At 74.5% G+C, this 17,934-nt stretch carries 16 protein-coding genes; 11 read left to right on the forward strand and 5 right to left on the reverse strand.

The window, feature by feature from the left end; genetic code table 11:
* Nucleotides 1-6: 6 nt before the first annotated feature.
* The 3 genes from ACIQOE_RS21940 to ACIQOE_RS21950 are packed head-to-tail and all read right to left on the reverse strand — an operon-like array spanning nt 7 to nt 2,805.
* Nucleotides 7-411, reverse strand: a complete 405-nt coding sequence (locus tag ACIQOE_RS21940; protein ID WP_365554403.1) for an acyl carrier protein — start codon at nt 409-411, stop codon at nt 7-9.
* Between the two features lie 46 nt (nt 412-457).
* Complete coding sequence (locus tag ACIQOE_RS21945; protein WP_362642407.1) at nt 458-1,447, reverse strand: phosphotransferase; 990 nt, start codon at nt 1,445-1,447, stop codon at nt 458-460.
* The gene (locus ACIQOE_RS21950) at nt 1,444-2,805 is read right to left on the reverse strand and encodes an MFS transporter (protein ID WP_365554406.1); all 1,362 of its coding nucleotides are present in this window, start codon (nt 2,803-2,805) and stop codon (nt 1,444-1,446) included. The genes ACIQOE_RS21945 and ACIQOE_RS21950 overlap by 4 nt, the downstream gene beginning before the upstream one ends.
* Before the next feature lie 355 nt (nt 2,806-3,160).
* Between ACIQOE_RS21950 and vioD the strand changes: the two genes are divergently transcribed.
* From vioD to ACIQOE_RS21985, 7 genes are read left to right on the forward strand one after another with little or no spacing between them, the layout of a single operon-like run.
* Nucleotides 3,161-4,312 (forward strand): capreomycidine synthase, encoded by a 1,152-nt coding sequence (vioD, locus tag ACIQOE_RS21955; protein ID WP_401413102.1) that lies wholly within the window; start codon nt 3,161-3,163, stop codon nt 4,310-4,312.
* Nucleotides 4,312-6,312 carry an amino acid adenylation domain-containing protein gene (locus ACIQOE_RS21960; RefSeq protein ID WP_401413104.1) on the forward strand — a complete coding sequence of 667 codons (2,001 nt, stop codon included), beginning with the start codon at nt 4,312-4,314 and terminating at the stop codon, nt 6,310-6,312. Before vioD ends, ACIQOE_RS21960 begins: the two co-directional genes overlap by 1 nt.
* A gap of 6 nt (nt 6,313-6,318) precedes the next feature.
* Nucleotides 6,319-7,347, forward strand: a complete 1,029-nt coding sequence (vioC, locus tag ACIQOE_RS21965) for an arginine beta-hydroxylase, Fe(II)/alpha-ketoglutarate-dependent (protein ID WP_351322806.1) — start codon at nt 6,319-6,321, stop codon at nt 7,345-7,347.
* Between the two features lie 7 nt (nt 7,348-7,354).
* A complete protein-coding gene (locus ACIQOE_RS21970; protein ID WP_362642403.1) occupies nt 7,355-8,101 on the forward strand; it encodes a GNAT family N-acetyltransferase in 747 nt (248 codons plus the stop codon).
* Between the two features lie 56 nt (nt 8,102-8,157).
* Entirely contained in the window at nt 8,158-9,216 is a 1,059-nt protein-coding gene (locus ACIQOE_RS21975) for a Gfo/Idh/MocA family oxidoreductase (protein WP_351322809.1), read from the forward strand.
* On the forward strand, nt 9,213-10,187 hold the full coding sequence (locus ACIQOE_RS21980) for an NAD-dependent epimerase/dehydratase family protein (RefSeq protein WP_362642401.1): 975 nt from the start codon (nt 9,213-9,215) through the stop codon (nt 10,185-10,187). Before ACIQOE_RS21975 ends, ACIQOE_RS21980 begins: the two co-directional genes overlap by 4 nt.
* Nucleotides 10,184-10,849 carry a PIG-L deacetylase family protein gene (locus tag ACIQOE_RS21985; RefSeq protein WP_189701420.1) on the forward strand — a complete coding sequence of 222 codons (666 nt, stop codon included), beginning with the start codon at nt 10,184-10,186 and terminating at the stop codon, nt 10,847-10,849. Before ACIQOE_RS21980 ends, ACIQOE_RS21985 begins: the two co-directional genes overlap by 4 nt.
* Nucleotides 10,850-10,904: 55 nt before the next feature.
* Here the strand turns inward: ACIQOE_RS21985 and ACIQOE_RS21990 are convergent, their stop codons facing one another.
* Nucleotides 10,905-12,281 carry a condensation domain-containing protein gene (locus ACIQOE_RS21990; RefSeq protein WP_401413108.1) on the reverse strand — a complete coding sequence of 459 codons (1,377 nt, stop codon included), beginning with the start codon at nt 12,279-12,281 and terminating at the stop codon, nt 10,905-10,907.
* A 172-nt stretch (nt 12,282-12,453) separates the two neighbouring features.
* Here ACIQOE_RS21990 and ACIQOE_RS21995 point away from each other — a divergent pair, with 172 nt between their 5' ends.
* The 4 genes from ACIQOE_RS21995 to ACIQOE_RS22010 are packed head-to-tail and all read left to right on the forward strand — an operon-like array spanning nt 12,454 to nt 16,241.
* Nucleotides 12,454-13,131 carry a class I SAM-dependent methyltransferase gene (locus tag ACIQOE_RS21995; RefSeq protein WP_365571718.1) on the forward strand — a complete coding sequence of 226 codons (678 nt, stop codon included), beginning with the start codon at nt 12,454-12,456 and terminating at the stop codon, nt 13,129-13,131.
* A complete protein-coding gene (locus ACIQOE_RS22000; protein ID WP_401413110.1) occupies nt 13,128-14,378 on the forward strand; it encodes an ATP-grasp domain-containing protein in 1,251 nt (416 codons plus the stop codon). Before ACIQOE_RS21995 ends, ACIQOE_RS22000 begins: the two co-directional genes overlap by 4 nt.
* A gap of 31 nt (nt 14,379-14,409) precedes the next feature.
* The gene (locus ACIQOE_RS22005; protein ID WP_401413112.1) at nt 14,410-15,174 is read left to right on the forward strand and encodes a class I SAM-dependent DNA methyltransferase; all 765 of its coding nucleotides are present in this window, start codon (nt 14,410-14,412) and stop codon (nt 15,172-15,174) included.
* Nucleotides 15,171-16,241, forward strand: coding sequence for a glycosyltransferase family A protein (locus tag ACIQOE_RS22010; protein ID WP_365554426.1), 1,071 nt, complete (start codon nt 15,171-15,173; stop codon nt 16,239-16,241). The genes ACIQOE_RS22005 and ACIQOE_RS22010 overlap by 4 nt, the downstream gene beginning before the upstream one ends.
* Here ACIQOE_RS22010 and ACIQOE_RS22015 read toward each other — a convergent pair.
* Entirely contained in the window at nt 16,226-17,932 is a 1,707-nt protein-coding gene (locus ACIQOE_RS22015) for a CocE/NonD family hydrolase (protein WP_365554429.1), read from the reverse strand. The two genes, ACIQOE_RS22010 and ACIQOE_RS22015, sit on opposite strands and share 16 nt — an antisense overlap.
* Nucleotides 17,933-17,934 lie beyond the last annotated feature (2 nt).

Genomic DNA, 17,934 nt, shown 5'->3' on the forward strand with positions numbered 1-17,934 from the left:
TACCGCTCAGCGCGGCTCGCCGGACTCGCGCAGCACGTCCCCGAGCAGCCGGTGGGCCAGCGCCAGCCGCTCGCTCGCGGACAGCCGCGCCAGCGCCGGCCACAGGACGTCCGCGCCGCCCGTGGACGCGCCGCCGGTCGCCGCGGCGACCGGCGCGGGCGACGGGGCGGCGGGGGCCTCGGGGGCGCCGGCCGCGGCCGGGGCGGTGAGCAGGCCGGCGACCGACGGGGCGGTCAGCAGGTCCTGGAGGGCGATCTCCCAGCCGTGGTCGTGCTCCAGGGAGCTGACCAGGCGGGCCGCGTCCAGTGAGGATCCGCCGAGTTCGAACCAGCCGCCGTCCAGGTCCTCCTGGCCAAGGTAGGTGCGGGCCAGCTTCAGGGCCTGGGCGTGCACGTCGTCCGTCGGGGTCATCGCGTCGTTCTCCTTCTCGGTCGGGTGGAACCGGGGTACAGGGCGGTCAGGGCAGGGCGGGGGTGTCCGGGGCGGGGTGGATCGCCGGGTCCGGCGGGGTGCCGGAGTCCGGGGGCGGCGCGGCGAGCCGTTCCCCGGCCACGGCGGTGAACGCCGGACGGCCGGTCCGCACGCCCAGCAGCCCCACGTGGGCCCAGCGGAACGACGCCCGCAGCAGGACACGTTCGCGCAGGCCCGGCTGGACGGTGCCGCCGCCGCGCCGGTACGCCGACAGCAGCCGGTCGAGCAACGGGCGGCCGCCCGCCAGGTACGGGTCGACGAAGTCCGCCGCCGGATCGTCGAAGGCGGCGTTCGTCCAGTCCAGGACCCCGGTCACCGCGTCCGAGCCGGGGCCGACGAGGGTGTGCCCCGGATGCATGTCGCCGTGCGTGAGCCGGGCCCGGTGGGTCCAGTGCCGGTCGTCGTCCAGCCAGGACCGCCAGTGCGCGTACCAGCGTTCGGGAAGCGGCACCGCGGTCCGGGCGTCCGTGAGCGTCCGGGCCAGGTCCTCCCGCACCAGGCCCGGTTCGCGCGGCGGGACGCCCGCGTCCACGGCCTCCTCCACGGGCACCCGGTGCAGGGCGGCGAGGGTCGCCGCGAGCGAGGTCACGTACCCGGTGCCGGGCCGCCCGCCGCCCGCCGCGGGGTGCCACTCGTAGCGCAGGGCGGCCGGGTCCTCGAACCCGGCGGGGGCACCCGCGAGCCGGCGGTAGGCGATGAACGCGCGGTCGGCGTGCTCCCAGCGCGGCACGGCCACCGGCAGCGCGGGCCCGACCGCCGCGAGGACGGCCGCCTCCACGGCGATCCGGTCGGCGCTGCGGCTGCGGCGGGGCAGCCGCAGGATCCAGTCCGCGCCCTCGGTGTCCTCGACCTCGACCACCCGGAAGTCCCAGCCCGCGTCGTTGAGGACCGCCGTTCCCGGGCGCAGCGACAGTCCGCGGGAGGCGGCCGACTCCAGGGCGGCGGCGAGCACCTCGCGCGGGTCGGCGGCCGTCACGCGGAGGCCGTCCGGTCGTCGCCCGCGCCACCGGAGACCGGGACGGACGTGCTCGCGCCGGAGCCGTCCGCGTCCCGCGGCGCGGTGCCGGTCAGCGAGCCGCCCAGGACGTAGTCCTCGGGGATGTCGCGCAGGGTGCGCAGCGGCGAGCAGTAGATCCACAGGAACGACAGGGTCGTCGCGAGGCCCGCGATCCACAAGGTGGTCCGGGCGCCCAGGAGCTGGCCGAGGAGTCCGCCGAGGACCGCGCCCAGCGGCAGGGTGCTCCACACCAGCAGCCGGTTGAAGGCGCTGACCCTGCCGAGCAGCCGGTCCGGGGTGATGGACTGGCGGAAGGTGACGACGATGACGTTGTAGACGACCATGCCCGCCGAGGAGACGAACAGGCCCACGCTGACCAGGGAGAGCCGCCACCCGGTGTCCACCAGCGGCACCATCGTGAAGCCCGCGCCCGCCACCAGGGTGGCCGTCCAGATCGCCGGCCCGTGTCCCAGCCGGCGCGCCGCCCTGGCCGCCAGCACCCCGCCGAGCAGGCCGCCGATGCCCTCGAAGGTCAGCAGCAGGCCGATGGCGCCCGCGCTCAGGCCCAGGTCACGGGCGAGCAGGACCGGGATCATCGGAGTGCCCACGGCCCAGAAGAGGTTGAAGCAGGCGGTGCTGAGGGAGGTGCGCCGCAACAGGACGTCGCCCAGGACCGCGCGCAGTCCCTCGGCGGCGTCCTTCCGCCACGAGACGGGCTCCCCGTCGGCGCGACCGGGCAGCGGCTCCCGCCCCCGTACCAGCAGCACGCAGACCGCCGACCACAGATAGCCGCCGACCGACACCAGGACGGCCACCGGCGCCGCCAGCGCCTGCACCAGGGCGCCGCCGAGCCCCGGCCCGGCGGCCTGCGCCACCGACTGGACCACCTGGAGCCGGGTGTTCGCGTCGATCAGCCGCTCCCGGGGCACCAGCGAGGGTACGTAACTCGCGTACCCCACCTCGAAGAAGACGGTGAGCAGGCCGAACACGAAGGCCACGCCTATCAGTTGGGCGGCCGTGAGCAGGCCGGTCCACCAGGCGATCGGGATCCACAGCAGCAGTGCGGCACGGGCGACGTCCGTGGCCAGCAGCAGCGGGCGCTTGCGCACCCGGTCCGCCCACACGCCGGCCGGGACGCTCGCCAGCAGGTAGGGCAGCGACTCGGCGGCCGACAGGGCCCCCACCTCCAGCGGGGAGGCGTCCAGACTGACCACCGCCACCAGCGGCAGGGCCAGCGTCAGGATCTGCGTGCCGAATTGACTGATGCTGTCCGCGAGAAAGATCTGACGGAAATCGCCCAGCCGCAGAATGCTGTCGGCCGGAATTTTTGGGCGCATGGCGGTAATAGTGCCATGGGAAACTCGACAGGTCACTAGTGCGTCGGTGCGAGGAGCGCGAAAGCGGCCGGCCCCGGGCGGGCCGGGCGGCCGCCGCCGGTCCGGGAGGCCCGCCGGACTGCCGAGAACACCGCAACCACGTGCTGGAACGGGTGCCTTGGCCGGTGGGTGCCGATGGCCGGGGGCAGGGGGCGGCCCTGTCACGTACTCGCGTTACTTGTGACTGCCACGTACTTGTTGATGTAATTGGGGCAGTCGCCACCGATTTACCCCCCGCCGATCCGAGGCGCATTGCAGCTGCCCGGACTCGCCGTTCACCGATTTCCACGAGCCCTTATCCCATGAGGTTTTCTTCGTGTCACGGACTCGAATTGAATTCAACGCATCGCGCCCTGCGGAGCCTCCGGTACTGGAGGAGTGGTACCGGCGCAGGCTCGACCGGGCCGAGCGGGACATCAGCTCCAGCGGAGTGCACCCCTACACCTACGCCGAACTGCGTCGGCTGACCGGACTCCAGGCGACCGACCTCGACGGCGTCCTCGTCGACGACAGCACCTCGCAGGGCTCGCCCGAGCTGCGCCGGGCCATCGCCGACCGCTACCTGCCCGGCGGAGCCGACCGCGTCATGGTCACCCACGGCTCCAGCGAGGCGATCGCCCTGACGCTGGAGTCGCTGCTCGGGCCCGGTGACCGGGTGGTGCTGCCGGACATGCTCTACCACTCGCTCGCCCACTACCCGCGGGCGGCCGGCTGTGTCCTGCACCCCGTGCCGCTGGACGCGTTCACCGCCGCCGACACCGACCCGCGGGCCCTGGAGCGGGCGATCCCCGCGGACACCCGGGCCGTGATCGTCAACTTCCCGCACAACCCGACGGGCGTCACCCTCACCGACACCGCGTACCGCAGGCTGCTCGACCGGGTCGAGCAGATCGGCGCGGTCCTGGTCTGGGACGCGGCGACGGCCGAGATGAGCTGGGACGGGCCGCCGCTGCCCGACCCCGGCACCCGCCATCCGCTGACCGTCAGCTACGGCACCTTCTCCAAGGCGTTCGGCCTGCCCGGTCTGCGCGTCGGGTGGTGCGCGGCGCCCGAGGAGCTGATCGAACGCAGCTTCACCGTGCGCGACCGCACCACCCTCTTCCTCTCGCCGCTGGTGGAGGCGGTGGCCACCGCCGCGATGCGCTCCGCGGACGCGCTGATCGCCCCCCGCCGGGCCGAGGCCCGCGCCAATCTGGCCGTGCTGGAGAAGTGGGTCGCCGACCACCAGGGCCTGGTCGCCTGGACGCCGCCGGGCGGAGGGGTCTGCTGTCTGCTGGAGCTGCCCGGTGTCACCGACTCCGAGCGGTTCTGCGTCGAACTCCTGGAGGAGTACGGCACCTTGCTGGTCCCGGGCACCGCCTTCGGCCGCGAGGGCGCCGTACGGCTGGGATTCGGCGGTGACCAAGGCGAGTTCACCGACGGCCTGGACACGCTCTCCGCGTTCCTGCACGCCCGGGGCGGCCGGTGATGGCGGCCTCCGGCACGGCGGGCGGGGCCGACGCCCTGTCCCGGCTCTGGCGCGAGGTGCGGGCCGCGCACGGCGGCCGCCCCGCGCTGACCGACGGACAACGCACCCTGACGTACCGTCAGGTCGACGCGGCCGCACGAGCCGTGGCCGGCCGGCTGACCGCCGCCGGGGCCGGACCCGGCCGGTACGTGGTGCTCCACGGGCTGGCCCCGATGGACGCCGTCGTGGCCATGCTGGGGACGCTGGCCGCGGGCGCCGCCTTCGCCGTCCTGGAGGAGGGCCTTCCCGACGCCGCCCGCGCCGCCCGCTGCGCCCGCGTCGACGCGGTCCTGCTCGCCGGCCGCGGCTCCGCGCCCCACGGGAGTGCCACCCCGCCCTGGGTCGATCTGGGCCCACAACTGGACGGCACGGCACCCGAGTCGGCGTCCACCCCCGACGAAGACGGCGCTCCGGCCGCCGGCCCGCCCTCCACGGTCCGGGGCGGCGGAGTGATGTCCGACCGGCCCGCGTACGCCATGTTCACCTCCGGGTCCACCGGTGAGCCGAAGGCCGTCGGCATCGGGCGGGAGGCGCTGCACGGCTTCGCGCTGGCCGCCGCCGCCCGGCTGGGACTCGGCCCAGAGGACCGGTGGCTCCAACTGGCCTCCCTCGGCTTCGACGTGGTCGTGGAGGAGGTGTTCCCCGTCCTCGCGCGCGGCGGGACCGTCGTCTGCCGGCCCGGCACCGGCGTACCGGACCCGGAGGAACTGCACGGCATGCTCGACGCCCTCGGCGTGACCACCGTGGAACTGTCCACCCAGTACTGGCGCGAGTACGCGCACTGGCTCGACGTCCGGGGCGAGAACACCCCCGCCCCGCTGCGCAGGGTGCTGGTCGGCGGCGAACGCATGGACCCCGACGACTGGCGGCGCTGGGAGCGCGCCGGGCGCGCCCGGCTCGTGCACGTCTACGGGCTGACGGAGTGCACGGTCACCTCCACCATGTACGAGGGGCCGCTGCCGGACGACGCCCCCGAGGTGCCGATCGGCACCCCCCTCGCCAACGCCGAGGTCACCGTGCGCGACCCCGCCCGGCGGCCGGTACCGCCCGGCACCGTCGGGGAGATCCACATCGGCGGGCCGTCACTGGCCCCCGGCTACCTCGGCGATCCGGAGCAGACCGCCCGGCGGTTCGTGACCGGCCCGGAGCCGGGCGGCGGGCGGCTGTACGCCACCGGCGACCTCGGGCGGATCCTGCCCGACGGCGCCGTGGAGTTCCACGGCCGGGCGGACGACCAGCTCAAGATCCGTGGTCACCGGCTCGAACCCGCCTCGGTGGAACGGCTGCTGACCGCCGACCCCGCGGTCGCCCAGGCCGTCGTCCTGCTGGACGCCCGGACCCGCAGTTCCCTGCTGGCCTGTCTGGTCCCGGCGGCCCCGGCCGCACCGGCGGACGGCGTGCTGCCGGTCACCGCCGGGCAGCGCGCCCGGCTGCTCGCCAGGGTCACCGCCGAACTGCCCGGCTGGGCCGCGCCCCAGCAGCTGTTCTGGACCGGGGCCCTGCCGAAGAACGACCACGGCAAGGTGGACCGCCGCGCGCTCGCCGCGACCCTCCTGACCGCGCAGGCGACGACTGCCGCCGAGGGGACCGCCACGGCCGGGGCGGTCGCGACCGCCGACCCGGACCTCACGGCCGGCCTGCCGGACGGTGGCGCCGGCGTCCCCGGCACGGACCCCGGCGGGCCGGAGACGCTCGACGCCGTACTGCGGCACTTCCGGGCGCTGCTGGCCGACCCCGGCCTGGAGCCCGACGCCGACTTCTTCGCCAGTGGCGGCCAGTCGATCCTCGCCATGCGCCTGGTCACCGAACTCCGCGCCGACTTCCCCGGGACCGTCGGACTGCGGGCCACGACCGTCTTCGACCATCCGACACCCCGCCGGCTCGCCGAGTGGCTCTCCTCGGCACCCACCCGCCCCCGTGCGGTGCCGGCACCGTTTCCACCGGCCGTACGTAAGGACTGAACTGTCATGGACACACCTTCCGAGGATCACGTCCTGCTGCTGACCCCGGACGAGGCCCGGCGGACGGCCGAGCTCACGATCCGCGCCGCGGAGCGCTACACCGGCGACGACGACCCGGCCCTCCTGCTCGACCTGCCCCGGATCGCCGCGGACCTCCCGGTGCGCACCCAGCGCTTCCTGCGCACCTTCGCCATCGACGAGCCCACCGGCTACTGCGTGGTCAGCGGGCACCTCTTCGACCAGGACCGCATCGGCCCCACCCCGGAGCACTGGCGGGGCCGCCCGCGCCGCAACCGGGAGTTCCCCGAAGAGGTGCTCGTCCTGCTGTACGCGGCGCTGCTCGGCGAGCCGTTCGGCTGGACCACCCAGCAGGACGGCCGGCTGGTGCACGACATCTTCCCCGTCCGCAGCCACGAGAACGACCAGCTCGGCCTCGGCAGCAAGGAGCTGCTGACCTGGCACACCGAGGACGCCTTCCACCCGCACCGCGGCGACTACCTGGTGCTGGCCTCCCTGCGCAACCCCGACAAGGTCGCCACCACCGTGGGCTCGTACGCCGGCGGAGCGCTGTCCGACGACGACCTGGAGGTGCTGTTCGAGGAGCGCTTCCACATCGCCCCCGACGAGTCGCACCTGCCCAAGAACAACTCCGCCCGCTCCGACGGCGACGCCGAGCGGTTCGCCACCATCGAGCAGCTGATCCACGAACGCCGCCCGGTGGCCGCCCTGTTCGGCCCGCGCCAGGAGCCGTACCTGCGCCTCGACCCGTACTTCATGGAGGTCCCCGAGGACGACCCGGAGGCCCGCCGCGCCCTCGACAGGCTGATCGAGGTCGTCGACTCCGGGTTGCGCGAGGTCGCTCTGGAGCAGGGCGACTGCCTGGTCGTCAACAACCACCGCGTGGTCCACGGCCGGGTGCCCTTCACCGCTCGCTACGACGGCACCGACCGCTGGCTCAAGCGCATCAACGTCACCCATGACCTGCGCCGCTCCCGCACCATGCGGGCGAGCGCCGGCAACCGCCTGATCGGCTGAGGCGGCCGTGGCGGACCTGCCGGCCCTCACGGTCACCAGCCTGGAGCGGGCACCGGAGCTGGAACCGGCCGTCGACCGGCTGATCACCGGCAACCTGCCCGCGTTCATGAGCTGGGAGTCGCCCGGCAACTGGCGCTGGCACCGGCTCTACGACACCTACCCCGCCCACCAGCTCTGCGTCCTGGACGAGGAAGGCCGGCTGGTGGCCGCCGCCAACGGCCTGCCGGTCCCCTGGGACGGCACGGTCGACGGGCTCCCGGGAGGCTCCGACGACGTGCTGGTCTCCGCCTTCGACGGACCCGCCGCCCGCCCGGACGCGCTGTGCATGCTCTCGGTGAGCGTCTGCGCCCGGCTGCGCGGCAGCGGCCTCGCCGAGCGGCTGCTGACCCGGGCCAGGGACGAGGCCGGGGCCGCGGGCCTGCGCGGCGTCGTCATCCCGGTCCGCCCCACCCGCAAGGCCCGGTACCCCCTCGTCCCGATGGCCGACTACGCCCGCTGGCGGCGGCCGGACGGCACACCGTTCGATCCCTGGCTGGCCACCCACGCCGCGCTGGGCGCCGAACTGCTCGCCCCCTGCGACCGCTCGCTGGTGATCAGCCAGCCCGCCGCCCGCTGGGAGGAGATCGCCGGACACCCGCTGCCCGGCCCCGCCCGCCACCTCGTACCGGGTGCCCTCGCCCCGCTGGAGGTCTCCGCGGACGGCGAGGGCGTCTACGCGGAGCCCAACCACTGGGTGTTCCACCCGGCCACCTGACCCGCCGCACCACCCCCGAGCACACCCGAGGAACGACCACACCCGAGGAGTCGCCCATGCCACCGCTGCGACTGGCCGTCGTCGGCTGCGGAGCCGCCGCCCGGTCCTGTCACCTGACCGCGCTGCCGCACGTCCCGCAGATCCGGCTCACCGCCCTGATCGACCCGGACCCCGAGCAGGCCCGTGCCGCCCTCAAGTGGTACACGGACCAGGGCGGCACCGCCGAGGACGTGCTGATCGCCCGCACGGTGGAGGAGGCCGCCGACGCCTTCGACGCCGCCGTGGTCGCCGTACCGCACACCGCGCACGCCGCCGTCGCCGGCGACCTGCTGGCCCGGGGCAGGCACGTGCTGCTGGAGAAGCCGATGGCGACCTCCGCAGCGGACGCCGAGGCCCTCGCCGCCGCCGCGGCCGCCGCCCCGGACACCCGCCTGCTGATGGCCCACCCCCGGCGGCTGTTCCCCGCCAACGCCTGGGTGCGGGAGCTGATCAGGAACGGCGACCTGGGCACCGTCACCCGGGTCCGCTGGACCGAGGGCCACCCCTACAGCTGGGAGCCGGTCTCCTGGTCGATGTTCGACCGGACCCTCGCAGGCGGCGGCGTCCTCACCGACACGGCCTCCCACGTCTTCGACATCCTGCTGTGGTGGCTCGGCCCGGACGTCGAGGTGGTCGACTACGTCGACGACAGCCTCGGCGGGGTCGAGGCCGACGCCGTCGCCACCCTGCGCATCGGGGGAGTGGAGACCGTGCTGGAGTTCAGCCGGGTCCGCGCCCTCGGCATCAGCTGCGTCGTCACCGGTACCGCCGCCGAGGTGAGCGTCGGCACCGACTTCCCGGCCGGCGAGTGCACCCTGATCACCGCCTCGGGCGAGGAACTGCACCGGGGCGACGTGAGCGCCGTGCCGCCGGCCCAGGACGAATGGGACGACCTCTTCGTCGAGCAGCTGCGCAACTTCGCCGACGTGTGCTCCGGCGCGGACGTGCCGCCGCACGCCACCGCCGAGGACGGCCTGCGGGTCGCCCGGCTGATCGAGCAGTGCTACACGGGGCCGGCGCGACGCCCGCTGGCCCAGCCCTGGCTGACCGGGACGACGTCGAGGAGCGTGGCATGAACGACTTCGCGGGCAGGCGCGTCGCGGTCACCGGCGCCAGCGGGTTCATCGGCGGCCGGGTGGTGGAGCGGCTGGTGCTGGGCACCGGGGCCGAGGTCCGTGCCCTGGTGCGCGGCTACGGCCGGGCCGCCCGGCTCTCCGTGCTGCCGCAGGAGCGGCTGGCCTTCCGGACCGTCGACCTGGACGCCCCGCAGAGCCTGCGCAGGGCCCTGGAGGGCTGCGACCTGGTCGTGCACTGCGCGTTCGGGTCGCAGGGCGAGGTCGACGACCGCTGGCGCACCACCGTCGAGGGGACCGCGAACCTGCTCGACGCGGCCAAACTCGCCGGCGTCGGGCGGCTGGTGCACCTCAGCACCGTCGACGTGTACGACACCTCCGGCCTGACGCGCTTCGACGAGAGCGCCCCGGCGCTCGGCGAGGACGCCGAGGACCGCGAGTACGAGCAGCAGAAGGCCGCCGCCGAGCGGCTGGTGCTCGCCGCGCACGGCGACGGCCCCGAGACCGTCGTGCTCCAGCCCGGCGTGGTCTACGGCCCCTGGGGCGGACAGTGGACCGTCGCCCAGCTGACCCGCCCGGCCGAGGAGTTCGAGGAGCTGCCGGTGACCGGTGCGGGCGGCGCCTGCAACGCGGTGTACGTGGACGACGTCGTGGACGCCGTGCTGGCCGCGCTCGCCGAACCCGCCGCGGCCGGGCGGAAGTTCCTCGTGGGCGGGCCCGACGAGCCCGGCTGGGGCGAGTTCTTCGACCGGCTGCGCGGCATCCGCGGCCTGCCCGCCCCGGCCGGCGCCCCGGCAGGCGGGGCCGTGCCCGACTGGGAGCAGGCGCTGTACGCCAGCCCCGCCCGCGTGGACGCCGCGCTCGCCGCACGCCTGCTGGCCGCGCCCCGGACCACCCTGGACGAGGGCATGACGCGCACGGCGGAGTGGGCGCGCTGGGCCGGGTACGGGGCACCGGGCGGGACCGGCCGGTGACCCGGGTCCTGGTGATCGCCCCGCACCCCGACGACGAGGTCATCGGCTGCGGCGGCTCCATCGCCAAGCTGGCCCAGTCCGGCGCCGAGGTCACGGTGGTCATCGTCATCCGCCGCGAACGCGGGCTCGCCGACCGGGAGGTCGGGGACGAGGAGTTCGCGGCGGAGACCACCGACGCCTGCCGGGTGCTCGGCGTCAAGCGGTGCATCACGCTGGACGAGCCGTCCCGTGACTTCGCCGCCGACCGGCGGCTGCACCTCGCCGTCGTCAAGGTGCTGCGCGAGGTCCGCCCGGACCGGGTGTACCTGCCGCACCGCGACGACGGGGACGTGGAGCACCGGGCCGTGCACCGGCTCGGCCTGGAGTCGCTGTGGATGGCGGAGTCCGACTTCTTCGAGGAGGCCGGGCCGCCCGCGCCGCCGCCGTCCCTGGTCCTCGGCTACGAGGTGTGGGCCCCGCTCGGCGAGGCCCAGTACACCGAGGACGTCACCGACCAGATCGAGCTGAAGGTCGAGGCCATGCGCTGCTACCGCTCCCAGCTGCGGCACGCCGCCTGGGACGAGGCGGTGCGCGGGCTCGCGTCCTACCGGGCCGTCACGAGCGCGGGCCATGGCCACAGCGAGGCCTTCGAGGTGATCCGGATGGCCGGCGCCCGGCCCTGAACGAGCCGGACCGGGGGCCGGCCGTGCGGCCCCCGGTCCCTTCCCGCCGGGCGGCTCAGTCCGCCCGCAGCACGTCCCCGATCGCCGTGTCCGGAGCAGTCAGGAACCTGTGCACCAAGGAGGTGAACTCATGAGCGAGCTCCCGAACGCTCTCCTCGCCGAAGACGTCCGCCGGGAAGAGCACCGTGAAGTCGACCCCGCTGTCGTCGACCGAGGCGAACACCTCCAGGCTCTCGATCTGGTGCTGGTCGCCGGGCACCTCGGTCGGCGCCACCGAGAGGCCGGCGGCCTCTCGGTCCCCGCCGCTCCAGCCGCCGGGGGCCACGTCGAAGAAGGTGCACGGCCGTTCCAGCAGCCGGCCCAGGTGGTTGGGGGCGAGGGAGGAGGTCACCTCGGGGGCCGGCACCTGGCCCAGCCGCTGCGTCTCCAGTACCGCCGAACGGACCGTGCGGCTCAGCTCCTTGAAGGTCAGGGACGGGTTGATCCGCACCCGGACCGTCGCGTAGGTGGAGAGGAAGGCCACCAGGTCCAGCAGGTGCTCCTCGGTGCGCCGGGTCACCGGGATCAGCGCCGCGAGGTCGCTGCGCCCGCCGCGGGCGTGCAGCGCGCAGAGGTAGGCGGTGAACAGCACCACGAACGGGGTGGTGCGGGCCGACCGGCAGTACTCGGTGAGCAGCGCGCAGGTCTGAGGCGGCAGCGAGCCGTCGAACGTGCCGACCGCGTAACGGTCGTTGGTCTCGCGCAGCATCCCGGGCAGGTACACCGGCGCGTTGGTGCCGATGCCGTCCAGCAGCTCCGCGAAGCGGGCGATCTTCTGCCGGGGGCTCGGGTCGCGGCCCAGCCACTCCGCCTCCCAGCGGACGAAGTCCGCGTAGGTGAAGCGCTGTTCGGGCAGCTTGGCCTCGCGGCCCTCGACGGCCGCGGCGTACAGCTCCCACAGCTCGTTCACCAGGATCTCGAACGACTGCCCGTCCACCACCAGATGGTCGACGGCGAGGCCCAGCAGGTGGTCCCGCTCGCCCAGGCGGTAGACGACGCCGCTCATGAGCAGGCCGCCGTCCAGGTCCAGGTTCCGGCTCAGGAAGGCACCGGCCAGGCGCAGCGCCTCGTCCGCGCGCTCGTCCTCGGGCAGCGCGGTCAGGTCCACGCGCTCGGGCGTGAAGGGGCGGGCCGCGCGGATCTCCTGCCGCCCGGTCCTGCCCCGGTCGGGGAAGGCCGCGCGCAGTGCCTCGTGACGGGCGACGAGCGCGGTCAGCGCCGAGTCCAGGGCGTCCGTGTCGAGGGGGCCGGTCAGCCGGAAGCCCCGGCCGAACATGCGGACCTCCACCCCGAGGTCATGCTTCTCGACCCACTCCTGGATCGCCAGGCGGTCTATCTGGTCGGACAGCAGCGGAAGCCCTTCGGGACGGCTTCCCTCGTTCGCGGTGCGCATGCGAATTCTCCCTCCGGAAACGAAAAGGAAATGGCGGGCCTGGAAGCGCCCGGCACGGAAATCGAGACTACTGAATGGGGCGGTCGTGACGCAATATGAATCGCGCGAAGATTTCTTCGGTGAGTATGCCGATATTTATGCCGGGGCACCGTACAGTGATTTCACGGAGGAAGTGTCGAAGAAACTCCCCGACCTGATTTCCCATTACCGTGCGGGCGGCGGCTCGCTGCTCGACCTGGGCTGCGGCACCGGCACGCTGCTGATCGCGCTGGCCGACTCCTTCGGCCGGCTCACCGGCGTCGACCAGTCGGCCGACATGCTGCGGCACGCCGCCGAGGCCGCCCGCCGGGCCGGGGTGGACGTCGACCTGGTCCGCGGCGACCTGCGCGACTACCGCGGCGACCGGCGCCACTCCGTGGTCACCTGCACCTACAACACCGTCAACTACCTGGCCGGCGCGGGCGACCTGGAGCTCGCCGCCCGCACCCTGCGGGCCGCCACCGAGGACGGCGGCCTCGCCGTGCTCGACGCGCACCCCGTCTGGTTCGTCGAACGGGCCTGGGCAGGACAGGTGTTCGTGGAGCAGAACACCGAGGACATCCTGGAGGTCTGGGAGAACCCCTACGACGCCGCGACCGGCCGGGTGGACACCACGGTCACCGTCGTGCGCCGGACGCCCGAGGGCGGCTGGCACCGCGTCCACGAGACCCATCCGCAGCGCGGCCACGACCCGGCCGCGATCACCGGCGCCCTGCTCGCGGCCGGTTTCACCAGCGTGGACACGTACGCCGGGCTCGACCGCGAGCCGGTGCGCGAGGACACCCGGCGCGTCTGGTACGTGGCCAGGTGACCGACACCCTCCTGATATGCGGGATCGGCTCCGGAATGGACAGGTCGCTCGCCCGTGTGAAAGAAATGGGAGTGCGCGTCCTGGTCGTCTCGGACCGCATCACCGAACGCATCGGGAAAAGCGCCGACATATATCTGGAGGCGGACCCCGACGATTTCTCGGGTGTCCTGTCGGTAATTCGCGCGGAGCGGCCGGGGAGAATATCCGGCGTCATGACCCTCGGACACGACAATCCACCGGTCGTGGCCCGGCTGGCCGCCGAGCTGGGCTGCCCCGGCGTGCCCGTCGAGGTGGCCGACCTGTGCACCCTGAAGGACCGCCGGATCGCCGCCCTGGACCGGGCCGGGCTGCCCGTGCCCCGGTTCGCCGTCGCCGCCACCGCCGACGCCGCCCTCGCCGCGCTGGACCGGATCGGGCTGCCCGCCGTCGTCAAGCCCAGTGACCGCACCGGCTCCCTGGGCGTCGCCAAGCTGGACGCCCTCGGCACCGCGCGGGAACCCGTCGAGCGGGCCCTCGCCCTGAGCCCGAGCGGACAGGTCGTCGTGGAGGAGTACCTGACCGGCACCGAGCACACCGTGGCCGGGTTCGCCGTCGACGGCAGGCTCCGCGTCACCGGGTTCGCCGACCGCGAGTACGGCGAGAAGGAGCGCTTCTTCCCGCACTTCTTCGAGGGCGGCGACACCCTGCCCTCCGTCCTGGACGAGGCACAGCGCGCCGAGGTGGTGCGCACCGTCCAGCGGGGCGTCGACGCGCTCGGGCTGACCACCGCCGTCGTCAACACCGACATCCTGCGCACCCCCGACGGGCGGGTGTACCTCCTGGAGATCACCTGCCGGCTGACCGGCGCCCGCATCGCCACCGAGATCATGCCGCTGGCCACCGGCGTCGACCCGCTGCCCAACGCCGTCCGCCTCGCCCTGGGCCGCCCGCTCGCCGAGGAGGAACTGCGCCCCACCCGCGACCGCGCGGTCGTCCAGCGCTATCTGCCCGCGGACGGCGGCACCGTCGAATGGGTCGGCGACCTGGCCGAACTCGCCCGCACCCCCGGCGTCCACGACGTCTTCTGGGGCCTGGACCTCGCCCCCGGCACCGTCCTGCCGCCCTACCGCGGCGGTGACGACGTGCTGGCCGGAGCGATCACCAGCGGCCCGGACACCGCCGCCGCCGAAGCCCTCGCCACCCGGGTGCTGTCCCGCCTCCCGCTGCGCCTCACCGGCCGCCCCGCCGCACCCGCCCCCACGCCCTGACCGCGCTCCACCCTCCGACAAGGGAACGCCGATGACCACCACCGCGTACGACCACTGGTCCGACACCTACGAACTGTTCGAGGGCGCCATGGCCGAGGACACCTGGCGCCTGGGCATCGGGGCCGAACTGGCCAAGCTGGCCGCCCCCGGCCCCGTCCGCATCCTCGACCTCGGCGCCGGCACCGGCATGGGCAGCCGGGTGCTGGCCGACCTGGTCCCGCAGGGCGAGGTCACCTCGCTTGACCGCTCGGCGGCCATGCTGGAGCACGGCGGCATACCGCCCGAGCTGCGCATCGTCGGCGACATGGCCCGCTTCACCGCCGAGCCCGACGCCTACGACTTCGTGGTCTCCGGCTTCGACGCCCTCAACTACCTGACCGCCGCCGACCTCGCCGAGTGCCTGGGCAACGCGGCCGCCGCCCTGCGCCCCGGCGGCCACCTCGTCTTCGACTACTCCTCCCGCAAGGTCCTCCAGGAGGACTGGCGGAACCTGGAGCACGAGGAGACCCGCGACGGCGTCCGGCTGCACCGCACCCACCGCTGGGACCCCGTGCTCGCCCGCAGCCGGTCGGTGCTCTCCCTGTACGGGGCGGACGGCCTGCTCTGGCGCGAGACCCATGTGCAGTACGTCGTCGACCCGTTCACCATGGAGGAACTCGGCCGGACGGCCGGACTGCGCACGGTCCGGGTCCGCGACATCGACGGCGACGGCTTCGCCCCCGGTCACACCACGCACGTCTACGTGCTGCGCAAGGACGAGCAGGGCGCCGCCGCGAACACCGGGGAGCAGGCGTGACCGCCGCCGGGGCCGCCCCGGACGAGGAGCGCACCGAACGGGTGCTGGCGAGCACCAGCGTGGTCATCGCGCTCCGCGACGACCTGCGCATCCTGGACTGCATCGACTCGGTCGACGAGGACGTGGAGATCGTGCTGGCGCTCAACGGCGCCACCGACGAGATCCGCCGGGTGCTGCGCGAGCACCCGAGGCCGCTGACCGTCACCGAGATACCCGACGCGGGCAACCTCGGCGCCGCCTACAACGCGGGCGCCGAGGCGGCGAGCGGGCGCTATCTGCTGCTGATGGACTCCGACTGCACCTTCGCCCCCGGCGTGGTCCGCATGATGGCCGCGGCCGTCGCCACCGACCCGGTGGTCAAGGGCCAGGTGGTGTACGGCGAGTCCGGCAGCCTGATGAGCCGGCTCACCGCCCGGGTCCGCGAGTACGACGAGGGCGAGTACGTCAGCGCCCTGTCCCCGCCGCTCGTCTACGACCGGGCGATCGTCGAGCACATCGGCGGCTACCACTTCGACGGCCTGATCCACTGGTGCGAGGACCGGGAGTTCGACTTCCGTCTCCAGCTGGCCGGCATCCCCGTCCGGCACGTCCCCGAGGCCCGCATCTTCCACGACGCCCAGGTCGGCCTCCAGAACATGCGCAGCTACTTCCGCTACGGCGTCGGCGAGGGCATCGCCCAGGAGACCGGAGTCTTCACCACCCCCGCCGTGCCCGTGCTGTGGCGGCTGTACGAGGCGTCCCGGACGCTCGCCGGGTGCGCCCGCCACAAGGGGATCGGGGCCGCCGCCTACTACGCCCTGCTGAAGGCGGCCTTCCACACCGGCACCCTCTACCACCTGGTGCGCGACCCCTACGGCGTGCGGCACCGCTACCCGGCGACCGCCGCCCGCGCCCGGATGCTGCGCGCGATCCCGCAGCACTGCACCGAGCTGACGGCCGCCCAGCGCGAGCGGCTGCGCCGGGCGCATCTGCGGGCCGGCCGGCGGATCGTCCCGCTCGCCGACCTCACCGTGTTCCGGCGCGACGGCGATCCGAGGCCCGAGCCCTCGCCTCAGGCCGCGTCGTGAGCCTCCGGCGGGCCGGGACGGACCGGGAGCAGCAGCCGCGACGGCCGGCCCGGCCCGTGGTGGACCCGGTTGACGGCCGTGGCCACCGGGGCGTCCGCCAGCGTCAGCGGGGTGCCGCCGGTGTTCGGATTGGGGTCGAAGCGCGGGAAGTTGCTGCTGGAGACCTCCAGCCGGACCCGGTGGCCGGGCCGGAAGACGTGCACGACGGTCCCCGCCGCCACCGGCAGCGCGTGGACCGTGTCCGGGACCGGCGGACGCACCCCGTCCAGCCGGGCCCGGTGCCCGGTCCTGACGACGCCGTCGCAGAGGATCTCCGCGCGGCCGTCCGGATGCACGTCGACCAGCTTGGCGGTGAAGTCGGTGTCCGGCGCGGACGAGGAGACGTACAGCTCGGCGACCACCTGCCCGGACACCGTCAGGGGCGCCTCCAGCCGGGGGCCGGTGTAGCAGAGCACGTCGGGGCGGTCCTCCACCGCGCGCTGGTCCAGGGGGCCGCAGTCGGCGCCGACGAGCATGCCGGTCATGCAGGTGGCTCCGCCGGCGGTCGGGACGGGGTCGCGGGGGTCGTAGCGGTAGACGTCCGTGACCTCCCGGCGGGGCGGGGCGTGGTGCAGGACGCCGGAGCCGTGCCGGGTACGGGCGTCGCCGTCGCTGTCCAGGTGCAGCGCGAGCGGGACGCTGTCCGCGCCTGGCGGACCGGCGGGGGCGGTCCAGCGGTCCGTCCCGCTCGCGAACACCTCTACCGGCGGCCCCGCTTGCTCCGTCCCGCCCTTCAGGTGCCGGTCGAAGAAGGCGAGATGGGCGGCCGTCATGTCGAACTCCGCCTCGTCGGCGGCGAGTCCGTAGCGCCGCTCGGGGAAGACACCGCCGGTCACGCAGTGCGACCAGGGGCCGATCAGCAGGCGGTCGCCCGGCCGGGGCGACGGCGTCCGCAGGGTGCCCGGCAGGAAGATGTCGTACCAGCCGCCGACCACCAGCGCCGGGGGCCGTCGCCCGTCCGGGGCGGCGGCCAGCCCGCGCCAGTGGGCGTCGGGGCCGGGGTGCTCCAGCCACTCGCGGTAGTAGGGAGCGAGCCGGTCCAGCAGGGGCAGCGCCCGCCAGGGCGCCCGGTAGAGCTCGTCGATGCCGTCCAGCGCCTCGGCCACGGCGCGGACGTCCGCGGCGGTGCCGCCGGCCCGCTCGACCTGCCCGTGCAGCAGGTCGCCGAGCACCCAGTGCAGACAGAACCCGAGCTGGAAGGCGCCGCCCAGGTACGTCCAGCCCTCGTAGGGGTCGGCGGCGGCGACGTGCGGGGCGAGGGCCCGCAGCGCGGGCGGCGCGGCGGCCGCCGCGTGCCACTGCGCGGCACCCTCGTAGGACCGGCCGATCATGCCGACGGTCCCGTCGCACCACTCCCGGCCCGCGGCCCACTCGACGGTGTCCCGGCCGTCCGCGGCGTCGTCGGCGAACGGCCGGAAGACACCGCCGGACGCGTACCGGCCGCGCACGTCCTGCACCACGAGGCCGTACCCGGCCTCCACCAGCCGCAGCCAGTCCAGGGAGCGGCCCCCCGCCGAGGACCCCTTGCCGTACGGGGTCCGCTGGAGGAGGGCCGGCAGCGGGCGGGAGGTGTCCGGGCGGTACACGTCCGCCCGCAGCACCACGCCGTCGCTCATGGGCACCGGCACGTCCCGGTCGATCACGAGTCGCACGG

The organism is Streptomyces sp. NPDC091282, from assembly GCF_044757385.1.
Classification (GTDB): domain Bacteria; phylum Actinomycetota; class Actinomycetes; order Streptomycetales; family Streptomycetaceae; genus Streptomyces; species Streptomyces gramineus.